This is a genomic window from Bifidobacterium amazonense, assembly GCF_018555435.2.
Lineage (GTDB): Bacteria > Actinomycetota > Actinomycetes > Actinomycetales > Bifidobacteriaceae > Bifidobacterium > Bifidobacterium amazonense.
In genome coordinates, this window is sequence record NZ_JAFEJT020000085.1 from 1 (window position 1) to 9780 (window position 9780).

The 9780-nt window shown below is 49.9% G+C and carries 10 protein-coding genes; 5 read left to right on the forward strand and 5 right to left on the reverse strand.

What is annotated here, in order from left to right:
- The first annotated feature begins 358 nt into the window (after positions 1-358).
- The gene (locus JS533_RS12745) at positions 359-1252 is read left to right on the forward strand and encodes a hypothetical protein (protein WP_241515105.1); all 894 of its coding nucleotides are present in this window, start codon (positions 359-361) and stop codon (positions 1250-1252) included.
- A gap of 911 nt (positions 1253-2163) precedes the next feature.
- Here the strand turns inward: JS533_RS12745 and JS533_RS12750 are convergent.
- Genes JS533_RS12750 through JS533_RS13885 form a run of 4 tightly spaced genes read right to left on the reverse strand, consistent with a single transcriptional unit; the run spans position 2164 to position 4862 of the window.
- Positions 2164-2922 (reverse strand): hypothetical protein, encoded by a 759-nt coding sequence (locus JS533_RS12750; RefSeq protein WP_236023789.1) that lies wholly within the window; start codon positions 2920-2922, stop codon positions 2164-2166.
- 26 nt (positions 2923-2948) lie between these two features.
- Positions 2949-3890 (reverse strand): ABC transporter ATP-binding protein, encoded by a 942-nt coding sequence (locus tag JS533_RS12755; RefSeq protein WP_033495394.1) that lies wholly within the window; start codon positions 3888-3890, stop codon positions 2949-2951.
- Positions 3874-4410, reverse strand: a complete 537-nt coding sequence (locus JS533_RS12760; RefSeq protein WP_035138070.1) for a hypothetical protein — start codon at positions 4408-4410, stop codon at positions 3874-3876. The genes JS533_RS12755 and JS533_RS12760 overlap by 17 nt, the downstream gene beginning before the upstream one ends.
- Positions 4411-4418: 8 nt before the next feature.
- Positions 4419-4862 (reverse strand): stage II sporulation protein M, encoded by a 444-nt coding sequence (locus tag JS533_RS13885; protein WP_420838665.1) that lies wholly within the window; start codon positions 4860-4862, stop codon positions 4419-4421.
- On the opposite strand from JS533_RS13885, the gene JS533_RS12765 reads away from it, so the two are divergent.
- From JS533_RS12765 to JS533_RS12780, 4 genes are read left to right on the forward strand one after another with little or no spacing between them, the layout of a single operon-like run.
- A complete protein-coding gene (locus JS533_RS12765; RefSeq protein ID WP_081892026.1) occupies positions 4841-5362 on the forward strand; it encodes a stage II sporulation protein M in 522 nt (173 codons plus the stop codon). The two genes, JS533_RS13885 and JS533_RS12765, sit on opposite strands and share 22 nt — an antisense overlap.
- A gap of 8 nt (positions 5363-5370) precedes the next feature.
- On the forward strand, positions 5371-5907 hold the full coding sequence (locus JS533_RS12770) for a hypothetical protein (protein WP_035138070.1): 537 nt from the start codon (positions 5371-5373) through the stop codon (positions 5905-5907).
- Positions 5891-6832 carry an ABC transporter ATP-binding protein gene (locus JS533_RS12775; RefSeq protein WP_033495394.1) on the forward strand — a complete coding sequence of 314 codons (942 nt, stop codon included), beginning with the start codon at positions 5891-5893 and terminating at the stop codon, positions 6830-6832. Before JS533_RS12770 ends, JS533_RS12775 begins: the two co-directional genes overlap by 17 nt.
- A 26-nt stretch (positions 6833-6858) precedes the next feature.
- Positions 6859-7617, forward strand: a complete 759-nt coding sequence (locus JS533_RS12780; protein ID WP_236023789.1) for a hypothetical protein — start codon at positions 6859-6861, stop codon at positions 7615-7617.
- 911 nt (positions 7618-8528) lie between these two features.
- Here JS533_RS12780 and JS533_RS12785 read toward each other — a convergent pair.
- Positions 8529-9422 (reverse strand): hypothetical protein, encoded by an 894-nt coding sequence (locus JS533_RS12785; protein ID WP_241515105.1) that lies wholly within the window; start codon positions 9420-9422, stop codon positions 8529-8531.
- Positions 9423-9780 lie beyond the last annotated feature (358 nt).

Consider the following 9780-nt stretch of genomic DNA (forward strand, 5'->3'; position numbering starts at 1 on the left):
CAACTCGAAGCGACTGCACGCCTCCCTGGGCTACAGGACACCGGAACAGGTCGAGAACGAGTATTATCAAAAGCAGATGGCACAAGCCGTCTCATAGCAGAGACGGAACAAAAATCAGGCCACTTCACTCGGCCAGTGGGCTGCGCATGCCATCGCACACCCCGAAACCGCTGGGGCCCCACCGGAACCGCTGCCAGACAGAAAACCCAAACATCGGCTGCTGCCCATCACACCCATCATCGACGATGAGCTGCCTCGCGATATACGGAACAACAGCACTCCCGTATCCAAGCCTGACAAACGGACGGGAACGACGATAGACACACCAATTAGGGTCGGGGAACATGTCGAGGATGATGTGTCCTTGGCGGAATTATCGGCTGACGACGCGGATGAGGTAGCCGTTCATCGGCATATCCCCTTTACCCGCATCGCCGGCATTATGCTCGCTCTGGTCACCGTAACGGGATTAGCCACAGGCCTTGTCATGGCGAAGAGGAACTACGACCATCGGGAAGCGCTCACGTCATGCAATCACGCAATCGAGCAATCTGACATAGTGAGGATTGAATGGGACAAGGCATTGAAACAGGCGGAACCATATGCGAAGCTCCAGGATAAAGACGTGCAGGATCCCAAATCTTTGGAACTGCTCGGCAAAATCATGCAATATCAGCCATCGGTCTCAACGGAGAATTGCGATCCGAGTCTGACGGCCGACCGTCTCGATCGCACTCGTGCGGAAACAGAGAAAGCTAACAGCCAGCTCAGAATCCAGACCAGGAACCTGCATGACACAGTTGACACGGTCAAGGCATCACAGGAACAACAACGGATTGACAACGCACAGAACGTACTGAGCCAAACCATTGAAAACGCCGATAGGCTCTACAAAGAATCCGAGAACAAGGTCAGAGACGACAACACCCGTGCACGGCTCAGTGAGCAGATTACCCGTGCACGACTCATGATGCGCGACCATCAGGATCTTGATGTCTATAACAGAACCATCCAGGACCTCAACGAAGTCATGCAAATCGTCCGGGATTCCATGACGGCTGTAAAGAACGAGGAAATATCTGATGCGGGCCGTTCGGATGAATCCACACAACCGGGATCGGATTCCCAGTCATCGAACCGACAGCCCGCACCATCATCGGAAGATTTATCCCCGTCAGTCACGCACGGCAATTCCACCTGGGATGTGCCTGGACAATCAGTAACCCCCTCATTCCCCGATCGATTAGGCTAGCGCCGCCTTTGAAAAAGGGCAGGAGATAGTGTGGCGGTATATGCCGAGTTCTCGGGCTAGTCAGTTTGGATGACGCGTCTCCAAAGATGAGGAGGACACCCAGCCGGCATGAGAACCAGAGAGGATGAAACGACTGTCGTTCATACCTTTGAGAACAAAGTAGCCGCTGCCCAGATTGATAGCGGTAGAATCAGATACACCCTTGGTGATATCGATTAATTCCACACTGGCAATATCAACCTTCCTGTCGCAACACTTGTAATTCTTGATGAGCCAATCGTGCTGGTTGACACAATAGCTGAAAGTTCAATGTTTGAGGCAATGCCTCAATTGAATCAGAATATGACCACGGTAATCATCGCTCACAGGTTTACAACCATTCATATGCAGATAAAATCACTGTTATTAAAGATGATACTGTTCATACGATTGTCAGGTGCGCGGAGTTACCCAAACAATCAGAGTTTTATCGAAAGATGTTTCATGCACAGGTTTAATATAGCGATTTCCGAACAGATTATTTTGTTTAAATAAATGCGGCGAAGAATAGCGACAGACAAGTAGCGTTTCTCGCTTAGTATAGATGATTCGGATATTGAGCCCACACAACCAGACGCGAACAACAAAGACAGCAGAGACCATTTCTAAAAGAATTCTTTATCACAGCATAAACCATGCAGGAATACGGATCAGAAGCAAACTTCAATCCTTCTAAATATGCTTTAATGCGATTCATCGGTTCAATGGTCTGGGTTGTTTATTTATTACTGGAATCCGCATTCCGCCAATAGCAATAACATTAGGTGGTAAAAATTAAATGTGATCATGGATGACGATAGACATCTATCGCTGTTAAGGTAAATTGGTTATTTATCATATATATACCAACGACAGACTTTAATATACTCGCATCACCTAATATCCCTATAATTCAACGTTGCACACGCTATTCCAATTGCAATCAATAAGTAAACTAGAGCAATCACACCGCTAAACAAAGGGCTGATAATTGGTTCAGGCTCCAATATGGCAGTGCCTGCAATAGATGGTATCCATGTACTCAATGTTTGAGATGCAGGTAAATTAGCAACCACAATGGGAAGGAGATAATACAAGGCAATGTAAGACGCCGCACCTTTCCCCACTGAATCAACGGCTACGCATAGTGAGGCGGCAATAAGCATACGCCCGGTAAGTATCAGGGCCACGGGAAGACATAAGAGCAGCGATGTGGACAACGGAGAGGGCCATGCTTGCGATGGTACGACGGGGCCGAGGATGAGCCGAGAGGTACCAGTTGCGGTAAGTCCTCCGGTTGCGGCCATAATAAAACCAACAATAGCGATATCGACACATAAGATTAGAAACAGTCGCGTTCGCTTCGGTTCAATCAGGAACAGCGGAATGGCTGTGGACGTATTGAGCAGGACACGGACGGATAGCAGTGCCGCGATGATTGCCAAGGGCTCGGCCATGGGCATAACCGCACCGGCGATGCTCGGCCCCAATCCTTCGAGCGTGGCGAAGCCATCGAGTTTGGAGCTGGAGGAGAGCATGAGCCGGACGGAGGCGCTAGTCAACGCGGCGAACGCGGCGAACGCCAGCGGCAGCCCAACCCATGCCGCGAGGGTTGCCGGCCGGCATACCACATAACGTATGAGCAGCATCATGCGTTGCAAATCCCGTGTACCCCCGTTCATGACGTGTGGCTCTTTACTGAAGACCGGTTGATTATGCTAGTCATTACTTCGCGAAGCGTCGGTTCGGCGCGATTGAGCTGAACCAATGGAGCCTCACATCTGGCTGCGGTTGCGAATACAGTATCTTCATCCGTCCGTCGTGCCAAATACAAGTCATTCTTTAGGGCGCGAAGATCGGCCCCCATTCCCATCAGATCATTCAGGGCCGCGGCCTTTCTGCTCACATCTACGCCGTTTGCAAAGCGGAATATGATTCCAGCCCCGTCGCTGTTGTCGTTAATGACTTGCTCGATTGGCCCGCAACCCATTTGCCGACCATGCATGACAATCAGGACATGGGTGGCTATGCGTTGCAGTTCTTCAATCTCATGAGCTGCCAAAATAACGGTTCTGCCGGACTCGGCCCATTGTTTCAATGAATCATGCAGCCAAAGTCTTCCTTCGATATCCAATCCATTGAATGGCTCGTCCAATACAAGTATCGGTGCGTCGGAGAGCATCGCGCAAGCAACGCCCAGTCGTTGTCTCATACCTGTGGAATACCCCCTAATCCGGACTTTCGGCCAATGATCCAGACTACAGGCACGCAGCACGCGGCGAACGCGACGACGCACGTTATGCAATCCCTGCATGCCGGCCATAAACGTCAGATACTCACGGCTGGTCATCGACTCATCCCCCAATCGCCCACCTAGGAATACACCCACTTGCAAGCCCGGATGCTCCAACTGCCGATACGGTCGGCCCATAACCAGTGCACGACCTTGGCTGGGAGAGGCTAGGCCGAGCAGCATGCGTAGCGTGGTGGACTTACCTGCACCATTCGACCCCGCCACGGCCAATACTTGCCCCGGCCAAACCTCAAAATCAATCGGACCTACCACCGGCCCGGATACATATCGTTTAGTCAATCCATGAACTTCAACCACGGCGTCCACGAAGACCTCCTATACGGCGAATCATGCTGTCGGACGTGGTTGTTTCTTCAACGGGATTGATGTCGCACCTGTCCAAATGATCATTAGCCGTATCATCTGGGGAGGGGCTCTCTGGCTTCTCCTCCAACCGAACAATCCCTTTGCGCTGGTCTGCTAGCTCATGTACAAGATAAATTACGAATGGCACATACAACAAGCTGCATACCATCGATATAATCATCCATGCGAACTGGCGTCGCGCCCACTGCCGATATGCCAACACCAGCCAAACCGCCGAGCATGACCATTGGAACACCGTTACCGGTACGACAGCCGGTGGCGTAGACGGTACCCCTGCCAACAGGTTCGTGAATACCTCACGCGCATATTCACCATACGCGGGCAACGCCACCGCTTCCGCCACGCCGAGCCATATGATTAATACTGCGGCCAATACTAAATACCACCAATTCAAAGTGATGCAGCGCCAGGCGGCAATGCGCCACTTCAAGGACTCAAACCAGACTGACAGGCGAATCATGATGCTCCTTAAATATGAGATATATATGTCTCTATGATTGCAGCCCAAAAAAGCGAGAACCATGAAATAAAAACCACAAACAAGGACAATAAAGTGGCATTATCTATGCTAATATCCCGCTTTCGATTGTTCTGCAAGAAACAAAATTCATAGTGCGTAATAGTCAAAGCAATGCCAGATATGGTGATCAGCGCAAAGCATTCAAAGAAAAGATGAGGGACTACTGCGGTCAATAATTTACCTCCTTGGTCTTGAAATAAATACTGAGCCGCACTCCATCCAAAAGAACTATAATTAATAACTAATACAATAGTTGTAGGAATGGAGAATAGAAATCCTCCAAATAATAGTATTAGCCATACCTTAGTATTGTTCCATAGTAGTTCATGAAGATATATCTTCGGAATTATGGCCCTGCGGAGGAGGAGGTATGACGGGATTCTTGAAGCTATTTCTCACTAAGACGCGTTGCGTCCTTGGGATTTCCTTAGCAGCATTTCTGGTTGGCGTATTTTTAGCCAAGTTACGTCCGTATCCTTTGAGCAGGGCCATAATTCCGAAGATATATCTTCATGAACTACTATGGAACAATACTAAGGTATGGCTAATACTATTATTTGGAGGATTTCTATTCTCCATTCCTACAACTATTGTATTAGTTATTAATTATAGTTCTTTTGGATGGAGTGCGGCTCAGTATTTATTTCAAGACCAAGGAGGTAAATTATTGACCGCAGTAGTCCCTCATCTTTTCTTTGAATGCTTTGCGCTGATCACCATATCTGGCATTGCTTTGACTATTACGCACTATGAATTTTGTTTCTTGCAGAACAATCGAAAGCGGGATATTAGCATAGATAATGCCACTTTATTGTCCTTGTTTGTGGTTTTTATTTCATGGTTCTCGCTTTTTTGGGCTGCAATCATAGAGACATATATATCTCATATTTAAGGAGCATCATGATTCGCCTGTCAGTCTGGTTTGAGTCCTTGAAGTGGCGCATTGCCGCCTGGCGCTGCATCACTTTGAATTGGTGGTATTTAGTATTGGCCGCAGTATTAATCATATGGCTCGGCGTGGCGGAAGCTGTGGCGTTGCCCGCGTATGGTGAATATGCGCGTGAGGTATTCACGAACCTGTTGGCAGGGGTACCGTCTACGCCACCGGCTGTCGTACCGGTAACGGTGTTCCAATGGTCATGCTCGGCGGTTTGGCTGGTGTTGGCATATCGGCAGTGGGCGCGACGCCAGTTCGCATGGATGATTATATCGATGGTATGCAGCTTGTTGTATGTGCCATTCGTAATTTATCTTGTACATGAGCTAGCAGACCAGCGCAAAGGGATTGTTCGGTTGGAGGAGAAGCCAGAGAGCCCCTCCCCAGATGATACGGCTAATGATCATTTGGACAGGTGCGACATCAATCCCGTTGAAGAAACAACCACGTCCGACAGCATGATTCGCCGTATAGGAGGTCTTCGTGGACGCCGTGGTTGAAGTTCATGGATTGACTAAACGATATGTATCCGGGCCGGTGGTAGGTCCGATTGATTTTGAGGTTTGGCCGGGGCAAGTATTGGCCGTGGCGGGGTCGAATGGTGCAGGTAAGTCCACCACGCTACGCATGCTGCTCGGCCTAGCCTCTCCCAGCCAAGGTCGTGCACTGGTTATGGGCCGACCGTATCGGCAGTTGGAGCATCCGGGCTTGCAAGTGGGTGTATTCCTAGGTGGGCGATTGGGGGATGAGTCGATGACCAGCCGTGAGTATCTGACGTTTATGGCCGGCATGCAGGGATTGCATAACGTGCGTCGTCGCGTTCGCCGCGTGCTGCGTGCCTGTAGTCTGGATCATTGGCCGAAAGTCCGGATTAGGGGGTATTCCACAGGTATGAGACAACGACTGGGCGTTGCTTGCGCGATGCTCTCCGACGCACCGATACTTGTATTGGACGAGCCATTCAATGGATTGGATATCGAAGGAAGACTTTGGCTGCATGATTCATTGAAACAATGGGCCGAGTCCGGCAGAACCGTTATTTTGGCAGCTCATGAGATTGAAGAACTGCAACGCATAGCCACCCATGTCCTGATTGTCATGCATGGTCGGCAAATGGGTTGCGGGCCAATCGAGCAAGTCATTAACGACAACAGCGACGGGGCTGGAATCATATTCCGCTTTGCAAACGGCGTAGATGTGAGCAGAAAGGCCGCGGCCCTGAATGATCTGATGGGAATGGGGGCCGATCTTCGCGCCCTAAAGAATGACTTGTATTTGGCACGACGGACGGATGAAGATACTGTATTCGCAACCGCAGCCAGATGTGAGGCTCCATTGGTTCAGCTCAATCGCGCCGAACCGACGCTTCGCGAAGTAATGACTAGCATAATCAACCGGTCTTCAGTAAAGAGCCACACGTCATGAACGGGGGTACACGGGATTTGCAACGCATGATGCTGCTCATACGTTATGTGGTATGCCGGCCGGCAACCCTCGCGGCATGGGTTGGGCTGCCGCTGGCGTTCGCCGCGTTCGCCGCGTTGACTAGCGCCTCCGTCCGGCTCATGCTCTCCTCCAGCTCCAAACTCGATGGCTTCGCCACGCTCGAAGGATTGGGGCCGAGCATCGCCGGTGCGGTTATGCCCATGGCCGAGCCCTTGGCAATCATCGCGGCACTGCTATCCGTCCGTGTCCTGCTCAATACGTCCACAGCCATTCCGCTGTTCCTGATTGAACCGAAGCGAACGCGACTGTTTCTAATCTTATGTGTCGATATCGCTATTGTTGGTTTTATTATGGCCGCAACCGGAGGACTTACCGCAACTGGTACCTCTCGGCTCATCCTCGGCCCCGTCGTACCATCGCAAGCATGGCCCTCTCCGTTGTCCACATCGCTGCTCTTATGTCTTCCCGTGGCCCTGATACTTACCGGGCGTATGCTTATTGCCGCCTCACTATGCGTAGCCGTTGATTCAGTGGGGAAAGGTGCGGCGTCTTACATTGCCTTGTATTATCTCCTTCCCATTGTGGTTGCTAATTTACCTGCATCTCAAACATTGAGTACATGGATACCATCTATTGCAGGCACTGCCATATTGGAGCCTGAACCAATTATCAGCCCTTTGTTTAGCGGTGTGATTGCTCTAGTTTACTTATTGATTGCAATTGGAATAGCGTGTGCAACGTTGAATTATAGGGATATTAGGTGATGCGAGTATATTAAAGTCTGTCGTTGGTATATATATGATAAATAACCAATTTACCTTAACAGCGATAGATGTCTATCGTCATCCATGATCACATTTAATTTTTACCACCTAATGTTATTGCTATTGGCGGAATGCGGATTCCAGTAATAAATAAACAACCCAGACCATTGAACCGATGAATCGCATTAAAGCATATTTAGAAGGATTGAAGTTTGCTTCTGATCCGTATTCCTGCATGGTTTATGCTGTGATAAAGAATTCTTTTAGAAATGGTCTCTGCTGTCTTTGTTGTTCGCGTCTGGTTGTGTGGGCTCAATATCCGAATCATCTATACTAAGCGAGAAACGCTACTTGTCTGTCGCTATTCTTCGCCGCATTTATTTAAACAAAATAATCTGTTCGGAAATCGCTATATTAAACCTGTGCATGAAACATCTTTCGATAAAACTCTGATTGTTTGGGTAACTCCGCGCACCTGACAATCGTATGAACAGTATCATCTTTAATAACAGTGATTTTATCTGCATATGAATGGTTGTAAACCTGTGAGCGATGATTACCGTGGTCATATTCTGATTCAATTGAGGCATTGCCTCAAACATTGAACTTTCAGCTATTGTGTCAACCAGCACGATTGGCTCATCAAGAATTACAAGTGTTGCGACAGGAAGGTTGATATTGCCAGTGTGGAATTAATCGATATCACCAAGGGTGTATCTGATTCTACCGCTATCAATCTGGGCAGCGGCTACTTTGTTCTCAAAGGTATGAACGACAGTCGTTTCATCCTCTCTGGTTCTCATGCCGGCTGGGTGTCCTCCTCATCTTTGGAGACGCGTCATCCAAACTGACTAGCCCGAGAACTCGGCATATACCGCCACACTATCTCCTGCCCTTTTTCAAAGGCGGCGCTAGCCTAATCGATCGGGGAATGAGGGGGTTACTGATTGTCCAGGCACATCCCAGGTGGAATTGCCGTGCGTGACTGACGGGGATAAATCTTCCGATGATGGTGCGGGCTGTCGGTTCGATGACTGGGAATCCGATCCCGGTTGTGTGGATTCATCCGAACGGCCCGCATCAGATATTTCCTCGTTCTTTACAGCCGTCATGGAATCCCGGACGATTTGCATGACTTCGTTGAGGTCCTGGATGGTTCTGTTATAGACATCAAGATCCTGATGGTCGCGCATCATGAGTCGTGCACGGGTAATCTGCTCACTGAGCCGTGCACGGGTGTTGTCGTCTCTGACCTTGTTCTCGGATTCTTTGTAGAGCCTATCGGCGTTTTCAATGGTTTGGCTCAGTACGTTCTGTGCGTTGTCAATCCGTTGTTGTTCCTGTGATGCCTTGACCGTGTCAACTGTGTCATGCAGGTTCCTGGTCTGGATTCTGAGCTGGCTGTTAGCTTTCTCTGTTTCCGCACGAGTGCGATCGAGACGGTCGGCCGTCAGACTCGGATCGCAATTCTCCGTTGAGACCGATGGCTGATATTGCATGATTTTGCCGAGCAGTTCCAAAGATTTGGGATCCTGCACGTCTTTATCCTGGAGCTTCGCATATGGTTCCGCCTGTTTCAATGCCTTGTCCCATTCAATCCTCACTATGTCAGATTGCTCGATTGCGTGATTGCATGACGTGAGCGCTTCCCGATGGTCGTAGTTCCTCTTCGCCATGACAAGGCCTGTGGCTAATCCCGTTACGGTGACCAGAGCGAGCATAATGCCGGCGATGCGGGTAAAGGGGATATGCCGATGAACGGCTACCTCATCCGCGTCGTCAGCCGATAATTCCGCCAAGGACACATCATCCTCGACATGTTCCCCGACCCTAATTGGTGTGTCTATCGTCGTTCCCGTCCGTTTGTCAGGCTTGGATACGGGAGTGCTGTTGTTCCGTATATCGCGAGGCAGCTCATCGTCGATGATGGGTGTGATGGGCAGCAGCCGATGTTTGGGTTTTCTGTCTGGCAGCGGTTCCGGTGGGGCCCCAGCGGTTTCGGGGTGTGCGATGGCATGCGCAGCCCACTGGCCGAGTGAAGTGGCCTGATTTTTGTTCCGTCTCTGCTATGAGACGGCTTGTGCCATCTGCTTTTGATAATACTCGTTCTCGACCTGTTCCGGTGTCCTGTAGCCCAGGGAGGCGTGCAGTCGCTTCGAGTTG